Annotated in this window: 17 protein-coding genes; 7 read left to right on the forward strand and 10 right to left on the reverse strand. The window is 38.9% G+C overall.

From position 1 onward, the window contains the following. Nucleotides 1-32: 32 nt before the first annotated feature. Both BW142_RS05475 and BW142_RS05480 read right to left on the reverse strand, forming a co-directional pair. Nucleotides 33-1,013, reverse strand: coding sequence for a 2-hydroxyacid dehydrogenase (locus BW142_RS05475; protein WP_076924174.1), 981 nt, complete (start codon nt 1,011-1,013; stop codon nt 33-35). A 104-nt stretch (nt 1,014-1,117) separates the two neighbouring features. After that, the gene (locus BW142_RS05480) at nt 1,118-1,690 is read right to left on the reverse strand and encodes a glutathione peroxidase (protein WP_024599537.1); all 573 of its coding nucleotides are present in this window, start codon (nt 1,688-1,690) and stop codon (nt 1,118-1,120) included. A gap of 121 nt (nt 1,691-1,811) precedes the next feature. Between BW142_RS05480 and BW142_RS05485 the strand changes: the two genes are divergently transcribed. Beyond that, nucleotides 1,812-2,693 (forward strand): NAD(P)-dependent oxidoreductase, encoded by an 882-nt coding sequence (locus BW142_RS05485; protein ID WP_076924175.1) that lies wholly within the window; start codon nt 1,812-1,814, stop codon nt 2,691-2,693. Nucleotides 2,694-2,976: 283 nt separating this feature from the next. Here BW142_RS05485 and sbcB read toward each other — a convergent pair whose 3' ends face one another. The 6 genes from sbcB to BW142_RS05515 form a co-directional block, all read right to left on the reverse strand. After that, a complete protein-coding gene (sbcB, locus tag BW142_RS05490; RefSeq protein WP_007581911.1) occupies nt 2,977-4,422 on the reverse strand; it encodes an exodeoxyribonuclease I in 1,446 nt (481 codons plus the stop codon). Nucleotides 4,423-4,976: 554 nt separating this feature from the next. After that, on the reverse strand, nt 4,977-5,930 hold the full coding sequence (locus tag BW142_RS05495; RefSeq protein ID WP_076924176.1) for an alcohol dehydrogenase catalytic domain-containing protein: 954 nt from the start codon (nt 5,928-5,930) through the stop codon (nt 4,977-4,979). Between the two features lies 1 nt (nt 5,931). Continuing rightward, nucleotides 5,932-6,750, reverse strand: coding sequence for a 2,5-didehydrogluconate reductase DkgB (dkgB, locus tag BW142_RS05500; RefSeq protein WP_076924177.1), 819 nt, complete (start codon nt 6,748-6,750; stop codon nt 5,932-5,934). 10 nt (nt 6,751-6,760) lie between these two features. After that, nucleotides 6,761-7,675, reverse strand: coding sequence for an LLM class flavin-dependent oxidoreductase (locus BW142_RS05505; RefSeq protein WP_076924178.1), 915 nt, complete (start codon nt 7,673-7,675; stop codon nt 6,761-6,763). Between the two features lie 37 nt (nt 7,676-7,712). Then, nucleotides 7,713-8,888 (reverse strand): MFS transporter, encoded by a 1,176-nt coding sequence (locus BW142_RS05510; RefSeq protein WP_076924179.1) that lies wholly within the window; start codon nt 8,886-8,888, stop codon nt 7,713-7,715. Nucleotides 8,889-9,186: 298 nt separating this feature from the next. After that, the gene (locus tag BW142_RS05515; RefSeq protein WP_076924180.1) at nt 9,187-10,128 is read right to left on the reverse strand and encodes a cyclase family protein; all 942 of its coding nucleotides are present in this window, start codon (nt 10,126-10,128) and stop codon (nt 9,187-9,189) included. Nucleotides 10,129-10,470: 342 nt separating this feature from the next. On the opposite strand from BW142_RS05515, the gene BW142_RS05520 reads away from it, so the two are divergent. Together BW142_RS05520 and BW142_RS05525 are read left to right on the forward strand one after the other, a co-directional pair. Further along, entirely contained in the window at nt 10,471-11,577 is a 1,107-nt protein-coding gene (locus BW142_RS05520; protein WP_076924181.1) for an L-dopachrome tautomerase-related protein, read from the forward strand. 117 nt (nt 11,578-11,694) lie between these two features. Beyond that, nucleotides 11,695-12,864, forward strand: coding sequence for a DcaP family trimeric outer membrane transporter (locus BW142_RS05525; RefSeq protein WP_076924182.1), 1,170 nt, complete (start codon nt 11,695-11,697; stop codon nt 12,862-12,864). 27 nt (nt 12,865-12,891) lie between these two features. Here BW142_RS05525 and BW142_RS05530 read toward each other — a convergent pair whose 3' ends face one another. Then, the gene (locus BW142_RS05530; RefSeq protein ID WP_076924188.1) at nt 12,892-13,779 is read right to left on the reverse strand and encodes a LysR family transcriptional regulator; all 888 of its coding nucleotides are present in this window, start codon (nt 13,777-13,779) and stop codon (nt 12,892-12,894) included. Nucleotides 13,780-14,150: 371 nt separating this feature from the next. Here BW142_RS05530 and BW142_RS05535 point away from each other — a divergent pair, with 371 nt between their 5' ends. Both BW142_RS05535 and BW142_RS05545 read left to right on the forward strand, forming a co-directional pair. Continuing rightward, nucleotides 14,151-14,558 carry a hypothetical protein gene (locus BW142_RS05535; RefSeq protein WP_076924183.1) on the forward strand — a complete coding sequence of 136 codons (408 nt, stop codon included), beginning with the start codon at nt 14,151-14,153 and terminating at the stop codon, nt 14,556-14,558. 281 nt (nt 14,559-14,839) lie between these two features. After that, the gene (locus BW142_RS05545; protein ID WP_024590868.1) at nt 14,840-16,090 is read left to right on the forward strand and encodes a sodium:proton antiporter; all 1,251 of its coding nucleotides are present in this window, start codon (nt 14,840-14,842) and stop codon (nt 16,088-16,090) included. Nucleotides 16,091-16,165: 75 nt separating this feature from the next. On the opposite strand, the gene BW142_RS05550 is transcribed toward BW142_RS05545, so the two are convergent. Then, nucleotides 16,166-16,714 carry a hypothetical protein gene (locus tag BW142_RS05550; RefSeq protein WP_024600635.1) on the reverse strand — a complete coding sequence of 183 codons (549 nt, stop codon included), beginning with the start codon at nt 16,712-16,714 and terminating at the stop codon, nt 16,166-16,168. A gap of 379 nt (nt 16,715-17,093) precedes the next feature. Here BW142_RS05550 and BW142_RS05555 point away from each other — a divergent pair, with 379 nt between their 5' ends. Both BW142_RS05555 and BW142_RS05560 read left to right on the forward strand, forming a co-directional pair. Further along, nucleotides 17,094-17,498: a hypothetical protein gene (locus tag BW142_RS05555; RefSeq protein ID WP_024600636.1), complete on the forward strand. Its 405-nt coding sequence runs from the start codon at nt 17,094-17,096 to the stop codon at nt 17,496-17,498. A gap of 515 nt (nt 17,499-18,013) precedes the next feature. Then, nucleotides 18,014-18,424, forward strand: coding sequence for a hypothetical protein (locus BW142_RS05560; RefSeq protein ID WP_076924185.1), 411 nt, complete (start codon nt 18,014-18,016; stop codon nt 18,422-18,424). Nucleotides 18,425-18,682 lie beyond the last annotated feature (258 nt).

Here is an 18,682-nt window from a genome sequence, read left to right on the forward strand (position 1 = left end):
TTGTGCCTGTTATCTAGGTATAGCTTAGGTCTTTATAAAACCTCATTAGTTAGAGGCCTACCTTCACTTACTTCAAGCGCGTTAAATACGGTTGTGTTTGCTATTTCGGTAAGTGCTTCTTGCGTAAAAAATCCCTGATGCCCCGTTATTAATGCGTTTTTAAAGCTCACTAAGCGCGAGAATATATCGTCTTGATTTATTTCGTCGCTGTGGTTTTTAAAAAATAGCTCCGACTCTTGCTCGTAAACGTCAAGCCCCAGGTAACCTAGCTTTTTAGTTTTAAGCGCGCTAATACACGCGTTACTATCAAGCAATGCACCGCGAGAAGTGTTAATGAGCATAACGCCGGTTTTCATTTTACTAAATGCCTCATCATTTATTAAATGATGAGTTTGCTCGTTCAGTGGGCAATGCAAAGAGATCACATCGCTTTGGCTAAGTAAGGTGTCTATATCGGTAATTGTATAATTGCCAGGTTGCGCGTATGGGTCGCACACTAATACTTTAGCGCCAAAGCCATTTAAAATGCTGCACAGCGCAAGGCCAATTTTACCGCAACCTACAATACCCACGGTTTTGTTGTGCAAGTTAAAACCTAGTAATCCGTTTAAATCAAAGTTGTCTTCGCGTACACGGTTATACGCTTTATGCGTTTTGCGGCTAAGTGTTAGCATAAGGGCTATACAATGCTCAGCTACGGCTTCTGGGCTATAGGCAGGGACGCGTAATACTTTAATTTTGTGTGCTTTTGCTGCAGGTAAATCAACGTTATTAAACCCTGCACAACGCAGCAAAATAGTATTTGTGCCTTGGCTTGCCAGTTGCTCAATAACGGCGGTATTTACAGTATCGTTAACAAAAACACATATGGCATCAAACCCGCTTGCTAAAATAGCCGTTTGTTCGCTCAGGGCTTGCTCAAAATACGTTATTTTTATAGCGCTGTAATCGCGTGTACTTTGTTCAAAAAAAGGCAGTTCGTACTTTTGAGTACTAAAAAAAGCAATGTTCATGGTAATAGCCTCGACGCTTAAGTATTTGTAGGGTAGTTAACCTTTAATACATTAAACTACTTTACAAGTAAGCGCCTAAGTAAAACGCATTTTATTGATTTAAATTAAGCCTTAAGCGGAGCCTTACTTGGGGTAAACAAAGGTATTTTTGACGATACTTTTTTACCACCTTTAGCAGCGTTTAACTTTGCGGCTTGCAGTAGGTTGCTTTCTATTACTTGTATAAGTGTTTCGGGCTTAGTTCGCGGTGCATAACGCGCAACAAGTTGCCCTTGTGAATTAATTAAAAACTTAGTGAAATTCCACTTAATAGCACGATTTTGCGAAATACCCCGCGTATGCGATTTTAAATAATTAAACAACGGGTGTGTTTCTGGCCCATTTACCATTACCTTGCCAAATACCTCAAACGAGATATTAAATTGATCTTGGTAAAAGTCTTTTATGGCTAAATTATCGAGCGGCTCATTTTGGCCAAACTGGTTACACGGAAACGCAAGCACAGTAAAACCATTGCCTTTGTATTGCTGATAGAGCTTTTCGAGTGCGTTTAATTGCACCGAAAAATTACACTTACTCGCTGTATTAACAATAAGGACGGTTTTGCCCTGTAACTGGCTAAGAGAAAAATTTTCGCTGTTGTAAAGTGGTGCATTAAATTGATAAATACTGTCCATAGGTTACCTACTTACCTTTCCCGCTAAGGAAATTTTATAAAGACTTTCATTCGCTTTTTTATCGACCGATTGACATAATCGAGGTCTAGTTTCTAAGTTATCAGTTTAATAGGTCATTTTTATGTCAATGAAAGTCGCATTTATAGGTTTAGGCGTAATGGGTTACCCAATGGCGGGGCATTTAGCAAAAGCAGGGCACAGCGTATGCGTTTATAACCGCACTCAAGCTAAAGCAAAAGCATGGACTGCAGAACATTCAGGAAGCTTTGCATCAACCCCGCGCGAAGCTGCCAGCAATGCCGACATCGTATTTATGTGTGTTGGTAACGATGATGATTTACGCTCCGTAGTGTATGGCGACGATGGCGTGTTAGCGGGCATGTTACCGCACACTGTTTTGGTTGATCACACCACAACCTCTGCCGAAGTAGCCCGCGAAGTGGCTGCAAAAGCGGCTCTGCAAAATATCGACTTTATAGATGCGCCTGTATCGGGCGGGCAAGCTGGCGCCGAAAACGGCGTATTAACAGTTATGGCGGGTGGTAGTGAAGCTGTATTTGCTAAAGTGCAGCCAGTTATGGCGGCATTTAGTCGTTTTAGCCAATTACTAGGCGGCGTTGGCTCGGGACAACTTTGTAAAATGGTCAATCAAATTTGTATTGCTGGCGCAGTGCAAGGTTTAGCCGAAGGCTTACATTTTGCCAAGCAAGCTGGGCTTGATGGTGAAAAAGTTATAGAAACCATTTCTAAAGGTGCAGCCGGTTCGTGGCAAATGGAAAACCGCCACAAAACAATGTGGGCGGGTGAATATGAGTTTGGTTTTGCCGTAGATTGGATGCGTAAAGATTTAGGCATTGCGCTCGATGAAGCTAAAAATAACGGCGCTACTTTACCAATGACCGCAACGGTCGATCAATACTACGCCGACGTACAAGCACTTGGCGGCGGTAGATACGACACCTCAAGCTTACTAGCACGCATTGAAGCACTGCATAAAAAATAACGTTTACGTTGTGTATGTCGATGTGGACGGCAAGCTTGCTTGCGTGACGGGCAAAGCCCGTAAAGTAATTTATTCACAAAGAGGTTATGAGTCGCTGTGCTTTTAGAGGCAGTGATAGATAAAAAAGATTATTGTTGGTTTTATGTTTGCTCATTTACTCCTCATTCGCTTCTCTTTGTGAAATAGGTTTTGCTTTGTGTGTAGTGGTACAGATATTTATAAACAAAAAACGCGACACTTTATTGCTAAAGTGTCGCGTTTTTAATGCGTTATACAAACAAAATTACATGCTTTGTGCGTAGTTATACAGCGCCTTTAAAATTGTAAGATTTTTTTCGCTGTCGTCATGTTCATGCGCTAGGTTTTCAAGGGTGATCATAAAATCTTGCGCGTTAATCGACGGTTGATCTTCCCCATGCATTAACTTGTTTTGGCAATACTGGCGCCATTGGTCAAGCTCTTGCTGGTTTAGCGTTTCAGGCCAGTTACGGGCGCGGTACCTAAACAATAACGTATTGAATTTTTTATCTTCAAAGTCTAACTTCAATCCAGCTAATTCATCGGGTTTTGCATCACGAATAATCGCAAACTTAGCTTTATCGGCATGGCTTGTAAACCCATCGTAAAGTAAGTAGTCAACGTTAGTGGTTGCGCTGTAATCGCCTTGCTCGTTAAACACTTCGGTTACTTTATCGCGAAGGTCGGTATTGGCTTTTAAAATAGCTAAATTAGCTAAGCACTGCTCGCGGTCAATCCCAAGGCGGGCGGCGTTTTCAGGCAATAATGTTTTAGCTGGGGCTAAAATAGGGCACTTGTTTAAATGCACTAGTTTTAAGCCAACAGGTAAATCGTCCTCGGCTAAATCTACACGTTTGGTGTATAAACGTTTGCGTAACTCTTCTACGTTTAAATCAATGAGTACTTGCGGGTTTTGGGTTAAATCAAAACAAATAACCGCGTTTTTATTAACCGGATGAAAACTCATTGGTGCAACCCAGCTTGTACAGCCTTGTGTTGCAGGTATGCGCGACGTGGTATGCACCAGCGGCGTCATGTTAAAAACATCAACCAATTCAGCGAGCGCTTTTTTGCCACGCAAACCAAAAAAGAAGTTATACAGCTTTGGCTGTTTTTCTTTTATTAGTTTAGCCAGTGCAATAGTGGCGGTTACGTCGCTTAGCGCATCGTGCGCAGCGGCGTGTTCAATACCATTGGCTACCGTTAAATGCTCTAGCTTAAAGCTTGGGCTGCCATCTTCTTTTAACGGCCATTCAATGCCTTCAGGGCGCAGCGCGTAACAAGCGCGTACTAAATCAATAATATCCCAGCGGCTATTGTTATTTTTGTATTCGCGCTCGTACGGGTCGTAAAAGTTACGGTAAAAGCTATAACGGCTTACTTCGTCATCAAACCGAATACTGTTGTAACCCGCAACACAAGTGTTTGGCACGCTAAATTCGGCATGAATTTTTGCTATAAACTCAGCTTCAACCAAGCCTTTTTTCATCGCCACTTGTGGCGTAATACCCGTAATTAAACACGCCTCAGGGTGAGGTAAGTAATCCGCTTGCGGCTTACAATATTCAATAAGCGGCTCGCCAATAATATTTAAATCAAGATCGGTACGAATACCCGCAAACTGGCTCGGCTTATCCTTTTGAGGGCTCGCCCCCCAGGTCTCATAGTCGTGCCAATAGATTGTTGCTTGATTTTGCTCTTGATATGCCATGCTGATAACCCTGAGTAGTTAACTTAAAAACGCCTAAATGCGCGCCAAGTTACTAAAATAATGAATTATTTAGATTATGGCATATGGGCGAGGGAGTTTATAGGTTTGGGTGATAAATGATGTATCGCAGAACTTTGGAGTAAGCGCCATGATAAAAATACGCCACTTGATTTAATGCCATTAAACATTGGTTCACCTACTTGGATGGCATAAAGATACAAGGCAGTGCTAAATGTATGGGTTAATTTCATCTCGTTAGGGTTCTCAGTATGAGTAAGCAATATCATAAGCTGTTGACGCAATTCTATTTGAGCAAGCATGTTATGGGACACGTTCGCTTAACGCAGTTGTTAAAGGTTTTATGGCAGCTTGAAATATGATTGCTTATTAAAAGTTGCTCTGCTTATAAGAATCAGTTACCCATAGAGTATGAAAATTTTCTAAGATAAGGGTGTCCAGCTAGAGTGCATCAGTTCAATTTGATATCACAGCTTATGACAGAGCCAAATCACCCGCCCCATGAGAGGCTGGTGATTTTCTGTGTAGTGTTAGTATTAAGTTCCACTGCCAGTAACTACGGTTTTAGCTTTTGATTGCTCACTAAAAGTAAGTGCTTCATTAAGTTTTTCAAATGGAAATACTTTAGGTGTATCAGTGATTAGGGTTTGGTTATCTAACTGGTTAATTAATGCCTCTCCCTCTTTTATGAGTTCAGCCCAGTCTTGCTCATCGCCATAGTTGTGCAACGCGCCAAGAGCAACTTCATGATACGAGATTGAGTTGGTAAATGCAGGGAACAGCGGTTCCTCAATTCTATCTTGAATACAGACTAAGTGGCCGTTAGCTTTAAGATAGCTTGCAAATTTAGTAGCACTTTGTTTACCTTTAGCATCGAATACGGCGCGGTATTGTTGCTGGCATTGGCTTTGCTCCCTCAGTACTTTATTTACACCAAGCGATAAGGCCTCCGTTTTATTCGCGCTTGGGCTGAGTAAATCGATTTTAACGCCATTTTTATGAAGCATTTGTATAAGGATTTTAGTAACTGCACCAAAGCCAGAAACCAACACCTTTTTATTTTGCATGCTTGGCACTTTATTAAATGCCTGTATTGCTGTGAGCATAGGGCACGGTAAGCTTGCAGCCTTAGATAAAGAGAAGCTTTCGGGGAGTCTCATCACTCGTTGAAATTTTAAGACTGTGTATGTTGCAAAACTGCCGGGTAAAAGCAGCGATTGGTGATAGCAAACCGAGCTGCCTATAAACTCTCTAGGTACGCTAACGCCTGTTTGAATAACAATTCCAGCGCCATCCACACCGGGTGTAAAACCGGGCGGCCAAGCTAGTGGATTGGCTTTTATAAATTTCCAATCAACAGGGTTTATACCCATTGCTTTATTTAAAACAACAATTTCATTTTCGTTTATGTTTAAAGGTGGCGTAATTGAAGATAGAAGCAGGGGTGAGCCTGCCTCTTCAAACTGCCACGCTAAATCGCAGCTGTTCATTTTAGTTATCCCACTGTGGAGAAAAGTCGGGTGACGCTTGGCGATCGTTTTTATTTAATTGATCAATCGCGGTTATTTCTTTAGCACTGAGTGTTAACTCAGGGCCAGTTAGATTTGTAATCAGATTACTTCTTTTAGTTGATGAAGGAATCGTTGTTAATCCATTCGCAAGTGCCCACGCGATAACAACCTCAGAAGGCGCCTTATTATGACTGCTGGCAATATCAATAATGGTTTCATCTTTGAGAACTTTACCAACAGCAAATGGCATATAACCTGTCACATGAATGTTATTTTCACTGCAAAATTCACGTAATGACTCGTTTGTTAAGTAAGGGTGTACTTCTACTTGGTTAGTAAAAATTTCACCGTTAGGCAAAATAGCCATAGCTTGTTTAAGCAAGTCAATAGTGAAATTTGATACGCCAATATTTTTAGCAAGGCCTAGGTCTTTAGCTTTAACTAGCTCGCCTAAATATTCCTCCATCGGTTCATTGTTCTCTGGAGATGGCCAGTGTATCAATAACAAATCTACATAATCAGTTTGCAGTTTACTTAGGCTTTCTTTAACACTATCAATGAATGATGCTTTGTTTAAGTTAGCATTCCATACTTTTGTAGTGATAAAAATATCGGCTCTAGCTACGCCGCTGTCACTAATAGCTTGGCCTACTTGCGCTTCGTTACCATAAATTTGTGCAGTATCTATATGATTATAACCAACCTCTAAAGCCATTTTTACAGAGTTGTAAGCCACTTCGTCTTCTAAGCGAAAAGTACCCATACCTAATTTTGGCATTGTGTTTAAATTTATGTTCATTACGTGTCCTTTATTTATGAAAAACGGGTAAGACATTTTTTGCTATGTCTGCCATGCTTTGTTCGATGTTTAATTCATTGCGTCTAAAGTGAAGGCCAATATGATCTACGCCAGCAGCCTTCATGCTGTTTAGCTCTTTTATTAAGCCATTGACTCCGGTTCTAACCCCAAAGTGGTGTCTTTCAATTGGTGCATCTGGGTTGTCTACAAAATCTAAATGGATAAAGCTCACATAAGGTTTATCACCAGCAACACTTCGCCATAGGGCTACACGTTTTACATGATCGTCAGGTATACCTGGATACGCTAACCATCCATCGAGGTTTTTACCTATAAATTGCGGCGATTGTTGTGCAAGGCCTGCGGCGTAAATAGGGTATTGCGGCACTTGAGGGTATATTTTTTGCCCTGGTTGTAATTTAGAATCAGACTCATCCTTTAACACCTCAATAGCTTCTCTGAAAAGCTGGCCACGAGCGGCGTAATCAACATTAAATAAAGGATATTCTGAGGGTCTATCACCACTTGCTACACCTAAAATTAAGCGGTTATTGCTTAGTTCAGCCATTGTGTTCGCTGATTTTTTCACAAGCCAAGGCTGTCTTAATGGCAGAACAACAGCCGCAGTACCTAGTAAAATATTTTTTGTAATACCCGCTAAGTAGCCTAAGTATGTAAACGCTTCAAATACTTGTGCAGCATCGCCAAAGTTAGGGTCATACAGTGGCACGTCTCTTACCCATGCAGTACTAAACCCAAGCTCGTCGGCTAATATAATCCGCTCTTTATGCTGTGACATATCAGGCACACCAAAAGGCTTGCCTTCTTTAATACGTTTTTTTTGGCCATCTCTTGACCAGTCATTGTCTAATGGCAGTTCAACGCCAATTGAAAAGCCCAAGTTTTTTAATTTATCAATAGTCATAATCAGTCTCTCAGGAAGAAAAAATTCGGGATTAAATTTAAATAGCTTTCACTTGTTCACGTGAATCTAGAAACCCCGATAGTCGTGTTAATATAATGGCAAATATAACAATTGATGCGCCTACCCAAGGTGTGTCCATTAACTCCATGTCTTCTACAACAACACCTCCAATGATTGAGCCAATTGCAATACCGACATTAAAAGCTGCTATATTTAAACCAGATGCGACATCTACAGCGTTAGGGGTGTGTTTTTCGGCTAGCTGTACAACATAGACTTGCAGGCCTGGTACGTTACCAAAAGCGAAAGCGCCCCAAATTAGTAGTGTTAAAACAGCGCCAATTTGACTGCCAGCTGTAAATGTAAATACAAAAAGAACAATAGCGAGTGCGCTAAAAATACCTGTTAACGCTTTTACTGGTCCTATGCGGTCAGCCAGTTTTCCGCCCCAAATATTGCCTATTGCTACTGAAATTCCGTAAACAAGCATAATTAAGCCAATTGAACTGGATTCGAAACCAGAAACCTGCTCTAAAATTGGGGCTAAATAGGTAAAGGCCACAAAAGTGCCGCCGTAGCCGACAGCTGTAATGGCGTAAACTAAAAGTAATCTAGGCTGTGTTAGCACTTTTAGTTGCTCTGAGATTTTTGCGGGTACCGCTTTTTTTAAGTTTGATGGTACAAGAATTGCGCTACCAATGAGTGCGATTAAGCCCAATATAGAAACGATTAAAAATGTTGCTCTCCAGCCCAGCTCTTGACCGATCCATGTACCTAAAGGTACACCGGTAACTAAGGCTACGGTTAAGCCCGTAAACATGATTGCGATTGCGCTGGCTTCTTTTTCTTTAGCAACTAAACTCGTTGCAATGGTTGAACCAATAGAGAAAAACACACCATGAGCCAACCCTGTTAGGATTCGAGCCACTATAAGGGTTTCATAACTTGGGGCTTGCCAAGCAAGTAAGTTACCTGCGACAAATAAAGCCATTAAAACCAATAAAACTGATTTACGATTCCAACGACCGGTTAATGCTGTTAGCACTGGCGCACCAATAGCTACACCGAGTGCATATAAGCTGACTAATAAGCCTGCTGATGGTAGTGAAACACCTAAGTCTGCTGCAATAGTTGGTACTAGGCCAACGATTACAAACTCAGTTGTTCCTATAGCGAATGCGCTTAATGTAAGCGCCAATAATGCTAAAGGCATTTGTAGTTCCTCAAATAATTAATGTGGGGTAATTTTCATCTAATTTAAGGAGAAGAAACACAGCGTATTTCTCAAAACAATTTTGTTAAAAATGCAAAAGTAAAAATGTTGGCTTGTTATTTTCAATAAAGTAAGGCGCTGAGTAGTGCGTTTAATAAAGCTGTTAAAACGGCAAATTTTATGCGGGTTCAGAGCATGGGGTATTGGCTAGTATAAAAGGGGAAGGGAAGCCACAAAAGCGGCAAACAAGATGTGGTTGCATCTCGTTTACCGTCAAATAACTATGTCTAAATGGGTTTTACAAAATAGCGACAGGATTAATTTGCACCTGAGTAGAGCCTTCGTATAGAGGGTGGCCAAGTACGAACATAAATTCCCATGCTTGATCTTTTGCTAGGTCGTCACACAAAATGTTTTCAAGCACGTGCACGCCGTAGTTGGTAGCCATCATTTGGTTCACAGGAAATGAAAGACTAGGGTCTTCATGTGGAACTGCTTCAGATGACCAGTTATCGGCGCCTACTGCAATAACGCCTTTTTCGGCAAGATACTTACCACCTTCAACGCCAATACCTGGGCCGCCTGCAAGGTAACGTTCGTTATCTTTACCCATTAAGTCAGACCAGCCAGTGCAAAATAAAACAACATCGCCTTTTTTAATATCTACGCCTTGTTGTTTGGCTACTGCGTCAATTTCTTTTTTATTAAAGGTGGTGCCTTCGCTCACTATATCTTGGTTAAAATAAGGTCGCATGTCTAATAATACACCGCGAGAAACCATTGGTGGGATTTTCTCTAGACCGAGTTTTTTAACGCCTGTTACAGTCATAAAATCAGATACTTTATGGCCATTATAATGAACGTTGTCGCGACCATAGTGCGCCAGGCCATTAATTTGAGAGCCTACACCGGTCCAACCGATAATTTGGTCATCAACATAAGTAAATTTATTTGTACCAAATGTTTTAGGTTCAGGCTGCGACGTATGAACTTCAAAGTAACGGTGACGAAACGCTGGGGTATCTTTATTTACCGCCATGCCTAAACTGTACACTTTACCTTGTTTTATTAGTTTTGATGCTGTTAATACTGAGCTTGGAGTAATGTAATTCATTGCGCCAATTTCATCAACAGCCCCCCACTTTGAGGTAGGTACTTGATCAGCCGCGTTAACACCTGCAGAAAGTGTAAGTACTGCACTTAGAGCAGTGGCTATTTTCAATTTTTTATGTGCTTTCATATTGCTATTACCTTGTATTTAATTTTAGAGGTGCAAAGCATATTTGCTATGGCGTGGCCTACTATATTTAAAACAACGTGAATAATTGATAGTTGAAAACACAAAACTCTTTTTCACTTTTTGCAATTAACGAGCATATTAAAATAATAGTGAATACACCTAATTAAAACTTATTCAGTCACTATAAGTAAGAATTAGTTTAATTTTATTATTTCATTTTTAACAAAATAGATTTAACAACAATAGCGTTTTTAACATTTAGAAACCCTTACATAATCTCCCTGCTTTAAAAAAGAGGGCTCACTATAGAGCTTTCTAAATAATTAATTTTGGAGATATACAATGAAAATGAAAAAACATGTACTTGCTATTGCCGCAATCGTTTCAACCACACTTAGCTCAGCATCAGTAATGGCTGCAGATTTAGAGTTAGTTGCTAAATTTGAAGACGCTCGCCCGGGTAATCCAACACTTACTGTAGATGGCAAATTAATAGTGACCATGTCTGCATTGGTCAACCCAGATATACATGTGCGAGAAGTACTGGCTGATGGCTCAACCAAACCCTACCCAAATTTAGAATGGGCCGGAAAAGCGGGCGAGCATGGTAAAGGCATCGCATCTACTATAGGTATAAAAGCCGATACAAATGGTATTTTGTGGGTGCTAGATATGGGCAACAAGCTACACACGCCAAAATTAATAGGATGGGATACGTATGCTAATAAGCTACATCGTTCTATTGTTTTTCCAAGTGGTGTAGTAGATAAACACTCGTTTATTCAAGATATTGCTATAGATACTAAACGTAATCGTGCTTATTTGGCCGATATGACACTTGATAAAAAAACAGGCACTACACCAGCTCCCGCTATTTTAGTAGTGGACCTAGAAACAGGTGAAGTGCGTCGCACATTAGAAAACCATGAGTCTTTCCAATCAGATGGCAAACCTATTTTTGTAGAGGGCAGAATTGTTGCTCATTCAGATAGTAAAGGTGACGCTGTTTATCATCAATACGGCTTAAACCCTATTGCTATCGACCCTCAACAAGAGTGGGTATATTTTGGCCCAATGGGTGGCACCACTATTCACCGTATTCCGGCTGATGCCTTGGCTGATGACTCACTAAACTACGATCAACTCAGTGGCTTTATTGAATTTTATAGAAACAAGCCACGTACAGACGGCTTTACTGTTGATGCGCATGGTGATGTTTACGTCACTGACGTTGAAAATAGCGCCATTGGTGTTGTAAAAGAAGATGGCTATCACGTGGTGGTACAAGATGAAAAGCTTTCATGGCCTGATGGCGTTGCCTTAAGCCAAGATGGTTGGTTATATGTAGTAGCTAACCAGCTTCATAATTTACCGAGCTTAAACCAAGGGAAAGACGCGAGTAAGCCTCCGTTTACTATTTACAAAATCAATGTAAATGACGTTGAGTAAATACGCTTAAACCGTCGGTTAATCAATTCACCCCTTTTATTAATTATCAGCGCTTAACCTAAGCGCTGTCCTTATTAACGACAAAGTCACTTAATAAGTCTCTTTGTCGCGGTATTTATGAACTATTTAAAAATCAAACCAACCCTGTTAGCTACACTTACTGCATTAGTTACATCAAATGCTTATGCGTCATCACTTAACCAAACAGACATTACGATTGGTGGTTATATAAAAGCAGATTTAATGCTTAGTCATTATAGTAATGGCGCGCCAAATACTAATTCGATTTCTAGGCAATCTTACATACCAGGCACCATTTCAGGTGATTCAAACAATGGTAAAAATGTTTTAGATTTTCATGCGAGAGAAAGTCGTTTCAATATCGCAGCGCAGAATGATATTGATGGAGTAAAAGTCAGCGGCTTTATAGAGCTCGACTTTATGACGCACTTTGATGGAAGTGAAAGAATTGATAATGGCTACTCTCCACGGCTGAGGCTCGCTTATTTAAATTATGATAAATGGACCATAGGGCAAAATTGGTCAACGTTCCAAAATCCATCAGTTTTGCCTGATAATTTAGATTTTTCTAGCGCAGCAGATGGCTCGCCATTTATACGCCAAGGGCAAATACGTTATACCAATGGTAAGTTTCAAGTGTCATTAGAAAACCCTGAAAGCACGTTCACGAGTGTAGAGACTGAATCAAGGGTAACATCGGGCTCTGGCTGGTTACCTGATGTTGTATTGAGATACAATTTCCTTAATGAAAATAATGCTCAACTTAACCTATCATCTGTTTTTAGAAGAGTTTCTTTGGACTCCAAAGTTAACCAAGACAAAATTAAAGCAGATGAATTCGGTTTTGGGGTGAGTTTGGCCGGTAAGTTACCCATAGGCAATATGGATGACTTTCGATTTACTATTACAGCGGGTGAAGGGTTAGGTCGCTACGCAGCATTAAATTACATTAATGCGGCAACATTAAACGCAGAAGGGGATACCAAACGCATTAGAACGGTGTCTGGTTTTATGGCTTATAGGCATTTTTGGAATGAGAAACTACGCTCTAGTTTAACTTTATCGGGTATTACGGCAGATAATCCAACGATGATTTCTAATAAAGCGATTAATAAATCAAGTTATTCTGGTTATGTAAATTTACTTTATTCACCGACTGTAAGTACAACCTTTGGCGTGGAGTTAATGCATGCAAACAATAAACAAGAAAATGGGTCTGATGTAGAGCTGACTCGATTAATGTTTTCGGCTAAATACAGTTTTTAATAGTAAAATGGGGCAAAGCCCCATTTTTTATAGGCTTATTTTTGTAGAGAAAAAATCAATAAAAGCGCTGATTCTGGATGAGAGAACTGAGTTTTTATTATAAACAGCATGTACATCTTCTCGGGGGTTAGGGCTTAAAATAGAATTAGGCAGTATTTCAACTAAAACTTGTTTTTCAATATCTTTTTTAACCATAAAATCTGACAACACTGCTATACCATTTCCATTTATACACAATTGCCTAATTGCTTCTCCGCTAGTGGCAGTAATAGATGGTTTTAAACTAATAGTATCTTTTAAGAACCAGTTATTCAGTTTTGGGGAATCTGCAAAGCCAATAATTTGGTGTTCTTTTAAATCATCAATACAAGTAGGGGCTCCTTTTTTGTTCAAGTAGCGAGAGCTTGCAACAATACGAAGTTTGCTTAGTCCGAGTTTTTTAGCGTACAGGTTAGAATCACTGAGTTTGCCTATTCTAATCGCTATGTCTGTCTTTTTTTCGATGAGGTCAACAATACTTTCATTAGACAATAGCTCGAGTGTAATACCAGGGTAAGCTAGTTGAAAATCTTCTATATACGGAATTAGCTGGTGATATAAAAATGGGCTTGCGGCATCGACCCTCAACTTACCAGCGGGGTTACTTTGTAAATTATTAAGTGCTTCTTCCCCTCTACTAATTATATCCAACCCTTCTGTAACATATTCTAAAAACAGCTGTCCTTCTTCAGTTAAGTCAATTCGCCGAGTACTTCGATTGAATAAAGTTACTTTCAAATCACACTCTAACCTTGTAATGGCACGTGAAACTTTTGCGACTTGTGTATCTAACTGATTGGCTGCACTTGTAAAGCTACCTGTATTAGCAATAGTGATAAATGTTTCAAGATCTTCGTTTTTTGATTTAATGAGCATAATTAACATACAATAATGTAAACATTTGGCTAGTTTAGTTTACTGATTCATTAATAAATAGAGGTTATTGTTGTTGTTTTTACAAAACAGTTTTGTAATTTTTGTGCTCGATAATGCCTTAATTCATGCTATGTGTTTAAGTCATATTTACTGCACGATAGGTGCAACTAAATGCGGGTTTAAGAGATTATTCAGCCGCTGTACTACTAAATATTTATTAATGTTGTACGTATAGTTACGTATTAGACTAAAGTCTATAGGTTAGATTTATTCACTTATTAGGTTTGTTTTAATCGTTTGTCGGTTTTGTGTTAATTCTCTAAAGTTCAGTTGTCGGCAACAAGTACGACTAACTTAACAGGACAATAATCATGAAACTTACTCTTATCAAAACTATCGCTCTTAGCTCACTACTTACATGTTCAGCTGCTGCAATGGCTGATCAAAGTGATTACAAATTAATGGTTATTGAAACTGCAACAGCGCCACAGCCACTTGAGCAATCATTTAATAGCTGCGCACTGAATGTTAAGTCAAAAAATTACGCTGAGGCTGAAGCAATTTGTACTAAAGCAATTGCGCTTTTAAAAGACGCAGATGGCCCTAAATTTAAAGTACGCCAACTTACATCGTTTGCATTAAGCAACCGTGGTGTTGCACGTTTAAAAGCGAACAACGACACTGCTGGCCTTGCTGATTTATACGAAGCAAACCAAATGTCTACAAGTACAATGGTATCGCACAACTTAACTCGCGCTAAAGAAGAGCTTTCTTTATAAACACTTTATAAAGTGCTTACCAAAAGCATGTTATAAAATAGCGAGAGTAAAAAAGCCCATGTTAGGTTAATTCCTAACATGGGCTTTTTTGTTTTATTTAATGCGTAAGTTAATACCTTAAATACGTTAATAGAGTAGGGTGTGTATTTATAATTAATATTTTGGGTATGCTTGTTTAGGCTACGCGAATATAATGCGAGATAACCGTATAAAAAATAATAACCCTTCTGCTTTGCTTGTTTTGAGCAAGGTATCATTAAATAAATATTGAGATTTAAACCATGGCACCAGGAACCAGCCTAAGCGTACTTGAAATAAGTGCGATATTTTTATCAATTACCGCGTTACTCACCTATGTAAACCATCGCTTTATTGGCTTGCCAACAACCATTGGCGTTATGGTTATTTCGATGCTTTTATCTATCGGCGCTATATTTTTGGGCTTTTTAGGGTTTGATGATCTTATAGATTACGAAGTGAGCTTGCTCGATCAGTTAGATTTTACTGAAGTTTTGCTTGATGGCATGCTCTCTATGCTGCTTTTTGCTGGGGCGCTACATGTAAATGTTAGCGATTTAAGGCGCTATAAATTGCCAATAGGTATTTTGGCCTGTGTTGGTACATTGCTATCAACGGTTATTATTGCAGGCGCGCTTTATTTAGTACTTCCTTTGCTTGGTTTTGATTTAGCGTTTATTTGGTGTTTACTGTTTGGCGCATTAATTTCGCCAACCGATCCGATTGCGGTAATGGGTATTTTACAATCTGCGGGGGCGCCTAAAAGTATTGAAACCGTGATTGCGGGTGAATCGTTGTTTAACGATGGTATAGGCGTGGTTATTTTTGTGCTTTTATTGGGTGTTTTATCAAGTGGTGATATTCCTACAACTTATTATGTAGCGCACACGCTGGCGGTTGAAGCGGGTGGTGGTATTGTTTTTGGTTTGGTATTAGGTGGTATTTTATATTACTTACTTAAAAGTATTGATAGTTACCAAGAAGAAGTATTACTTACTTTAGCGGGCGTTATTGGTGGTTATGCATTGGCAAGCCATTGGCATTTGTCGGGGCCACTTGCAATGGTAATGATGGGGTTAATGGTGGGCAATCATGGTCGTAGTATGGCTATGAGCGACAAAACACGCCATTACGTTGATTTATTTTGGGAGCTGATTGACGAAATTTTAAATGCCATTTTATTTGTACTCATAGGGCTTGAGGTCGTTATGATTGCATTTTCGAGTAATTTGTTTATTGCTGGTGGCTTAACAATTTTAATCGCGTTACTCGCACGTTTAATTGTTGTGGGTATAACAACCACTACATTTAATAAGCAATTAGAGTTGCCATCTGGCGCATGGAAAGTTTTAACCTGGGGTGGCTTGCGCGGTGGTATTTCGGTTGCACTGGTATTGCAATTACCTGATGGGAACGAGCGCGATATTTTATTGGCTCTTACTTATGCGGTTGTGGTGTTTTCAATTTTAATTCAGGGTTTGAGTATTGGTAAAGTAGCCAAAACTATCCGTTAAATGTATTTTTAAAAAAGCGTGTGAAATAGCTGTATTTCACACGCTTTTTATTTTTCTTATAAAACAAAAGGGCAATTAAAACGTAAAGCTGAGCTGCACACCGCTGTAAATATGTTCTTGTGCTTCCCAGTAGTCGCCATCTATTTGGCGTGCTCGAGTAAATACTTCTATTTTAAATGGCTTAAAGTGATAACCCGCACCTATACCTGCGTAACCGTCTATGTCGTTGTTCGATTTTTCTATTTGGTAGGTGTTATCGCCTCTATCGTTTTTAAAGGCGAGTTCGAACAGATCTAAGCCAAGCTCGGCGTATATAAAAAAGTCATTGAAATAACCAAGTTTCATTCCGTTGTCCCAAGTTATAAACTCTTCTTGCTCGCCTTGTTTATTATCGATTACTGCCGCGCCAATTGCGCTTGTAAAAACAACACCAAAGTTACTGTAATTTTGCTTAACCATCATTTCTACACCCGCAGATGTAATGCTGCTATCGCCATTAAATTCTGACTTTATAAACATACCGGTGTTAGGCATGTTGTTACCGAGCAAAAGCCTTGCGTTAGCATTTTGGCTAAATGATAAAAGCGTGCTTAATAAAACAAAAAGAGGAAGTGTGTGTTTCAAAAAAGTTAACCCATTAATGATGAAAAGTTACCAGAGCTGCAATTATAAATACATAACTTAGTATTGCATGTAATTAAATGTATAAATTTGTTTGAATGTTACTCAGCTATGCTTAAGCAAGTTGCTCAAAATAAAATCGACTAAATAAAAGCATAAATAATTATATACATTTTAAAACGTAAAGTAGCGATTTTAGGCACACAAGATGGTGCGTAAGTTATTTAAATATATAGAAAAAGTTTAAACGTATTAGACTAAGGTCTATAGGTTAATTTTCTTCACTTATTAGGTTTGTTTTAATCGTTTGTCTGGCTTGTGTTAATTCTCTAAAGTTCAGTTGTCGGCAACAAGCACGGCTTAACTAATCAGGAATATGACCATGAAAACACTTATCAAAACTATCGCTCTTAGCTCACTATTAACATGTTCAGCTGCTGCAGTAGCTGATGCAAGTGATTACAAATTAATGGTTATTGAAACTGCAACAGCGCCACAGCCACTTGAGCAATCATTTAATAGCTGCGCACTGAATGTTAAGTCAAAAAATTATGCGCAAGCGGAAGAAATTTGTACTAAAGCAATCGCACTTTTAAAAGACGCAGATGGCCCTAAATTTAAAGTACGCCAACTTACGTCATTCGCATTAAGCAACCGTGGTGTTGCACGTTTAAAAGCGCATAACGACACTGCTGCACTTGCTGATTTATACGAAGCATCAAAATTGTCTAACAGCACGATGGTATCGCACAACTTAACTCGCGCTAAAGAAGAATTATCGTTATAAAAAACCTTTATAACGTGTTTTATAAAGCGCTTACTAAAGCATGATATAAAATAGCGAGAGTAAAAAAAGCCGATGCTGGGTTAAACCCCAACATCGGCTTTTTCGTGTTTATTAACTTTGTATTGTGTTATACCAATCCGCAATAATACTTAATCATTTTGCGGGGCTAAACGTGTCGCTACCTGCGTTAAAAAATTCTCATTTAGAACAACCAAATAGCGAATTTTTTGCCTAGCTATCAACACGTTTTTTCATCCTCAAAATAGATCACTTAATTAAGCGAATTGGTATTATTAAAAAATAATAAAACTGTATTCTGTTATTTATTGTTTAGTGATTTTTATAGTTTTTAACTGATTGTAATTAATCAGTATTTTTACAGGCGTTAGACTAAAGTCTATAGGTTAGATTTATTCACTTATTAGGTTTGTTTTTATCGTTTGTGGTAATTGAGCTAACACTCTAAAGTTAAGTTGTCGGCAACAAGTACGACTTAACTAATTAGGAATATAATCATGAAATTTACACTTTTAAAAACCATCGCTCTTGGCTCATTATTAACTTGCTCAGCTGCTGCAATGGCTAAACAAGGTGACTATAAATTAATGGTTATTGAAGACTCTGTAACTGCAGCACCCGCATTTGAAAAATCATTTAATAGCTGTGCTTTAAATGTTGAATCAAAAAACTACGAAGAAGCAGAAGCTATTTGTACACAAGCAATTGCATTACTTAAGCAAAGCCATGGTCCGCGTTTAAAAGTACGTGAACTTACATCGTTTGCATTAAGTAACCGTGGTGTAGCGCGTATTAAGGCTCAAAAAGATACAGCTGGTATTTCTGATTTATATGAAGCGGTTCAAATTTCTAAAAATTCACTTGTAACACATAACTTAACTCGCGCTAAAAAAGAGTTATCTTTATAAGAATGCTTGCATAAAGCGCTTATAATTTAGCGAGAGTATAAAAGCCCATATTAGGTAGCACCTAATATGGGCTTTTTTTGTATGTTTGAATAACCGTAGTTACCTATTAAATACACTTTTTTTTAATAAAGCAGCTTTACTGAATAATAGTGCTTTTAAGAGTGATTTTTAGAGCCTTACGTTACTAATTTATATTGGTAAGTACTTGTTACCTAAAGCATAGGTCTATAAATATAGAAACATAGGTAAAAATATTAT

This window comes from Pseudoalteromonas sp. EB27 (genome assembly GCF_001974875.1).
Classification (GTDB): domain Bacteria; phylum Pseudomonadota; class Gammaproteobacteria; order Enterobacterales; family Alteromonadaceae; genus Pseudoalteromonas.

Excerpts from the sequence above, each read along its gene's own strand:
- BW142_RS05475 (WP_076924174.1), bottom strand. The coding sequence starts at position 1,013 with ATGAACATTGCTTTTTTTAGTACTCAAAAGTACGAACTGCCTTTTTTT.
- BW142_RS05480 (WP_024599537.1), bottom strand. The coding sequence starts at position 1,690 with ATGGACAGTATTTATCAATTTAATGCACCACTTTACAACAGCGAAAAT.
- BW142_RS05485 (WP_076924175.1), top strand. The coding sequence starts at position 1,812 with ATGTCAATGAAAGTCGCATTTATAGGTTTAGGCGTAATGGGTTACCCA.
- sbcB (WP_007581911.1), bottom strand. The coding sequence starts at position 4,422 with ATGGCATATCAAGAGCAAAATCAAGCAACAATCTATTGGCACGACTAT.
- BW142_RS05495 (WP_076924176.1), bottom strand. The coding sequence starts at position 5,930 with ATGAACAGCTGCGATTTAGCGTGGCAGTTTGAAGAGGCAGGCTCACCC.
- dkgB (WP_076924177.1), bottom strand. The coding sequence starts at position 6,750 with ATGAACATAAATTTAAACACAATGCCAAAATTAGGTATGGGTACTTTT.
- BW142_RS05505 (WP_076924178.1), bottom strand. The coding sequence starts at position 7,675 with ATGACTATTGATAAATTAAAAAACTTGGGCTTTTCAATTGGCGTTGAA.
- BW142_RS05510 (WP_076924179.1), bottom strand. The coding sequence starts at position 8,888 with ATGCCTTTAGCATTATTGGCGCTTACATTAAGCGCATTCGCTATAGGA.
- BW142_RS05515 (WP_076924180.1), bottom strand. The coding sequence starts at position 10,128 with ATGAAAGCACATAAAAAATTGAAAATAGCCACTGCTCTAAGTGCAGTA.
- BW142_RS05520 (WP_076924181.1), top strand. The coding sequence starts at position 10,471 with ATGAAAATGAAAAAACATGTACTTGCTATTGCCGCAATCGTTTCAACC.
- BW142_RS05525 (WP_076924182.1), top strand. The coding sequence starts at position 11,695 with ATGAACTATTTAAAAATCAAACCAACCCTGTTAGCTACACTTACTGCA.
- BW142_RS05530 (WP_076924188.1), bottom strand. The coding sequence starts at position 13,779 with ATGCTCATTAAATCAAAAAACGAAGATCTTGAAACATTTATCACTATT.
- BW142_RS05535 (WP_076924183.1), top strand. The coding sequence starts at position 14,151 with ATGAAACTTACTCTTATCAAAACTATCGCTCTTAGCTCACTACTTACA.
- BW142_RS05545 (WP_024590868.1), top strand. The coding sequence starts at position 14,840 with ATGGCACCAGGAACCAGCCTAAGCGTACTTGAAATAAGTGCGATATTT.
- BW142_RS05555 (WP_024600636.1), top strand. The coding sequence starts at position 17,094 with ATGAAAACACTTATCAAAACTATCGCTCTTAGCTCACTATTAACATGT.
- BW142_RS05560 (WP_076924185.1), top strand. The coding sequence starts at position 18,014 with ATGAAATTTACACTTTTAAAAACCATCGCTCTTGGCTCATTATTAACT.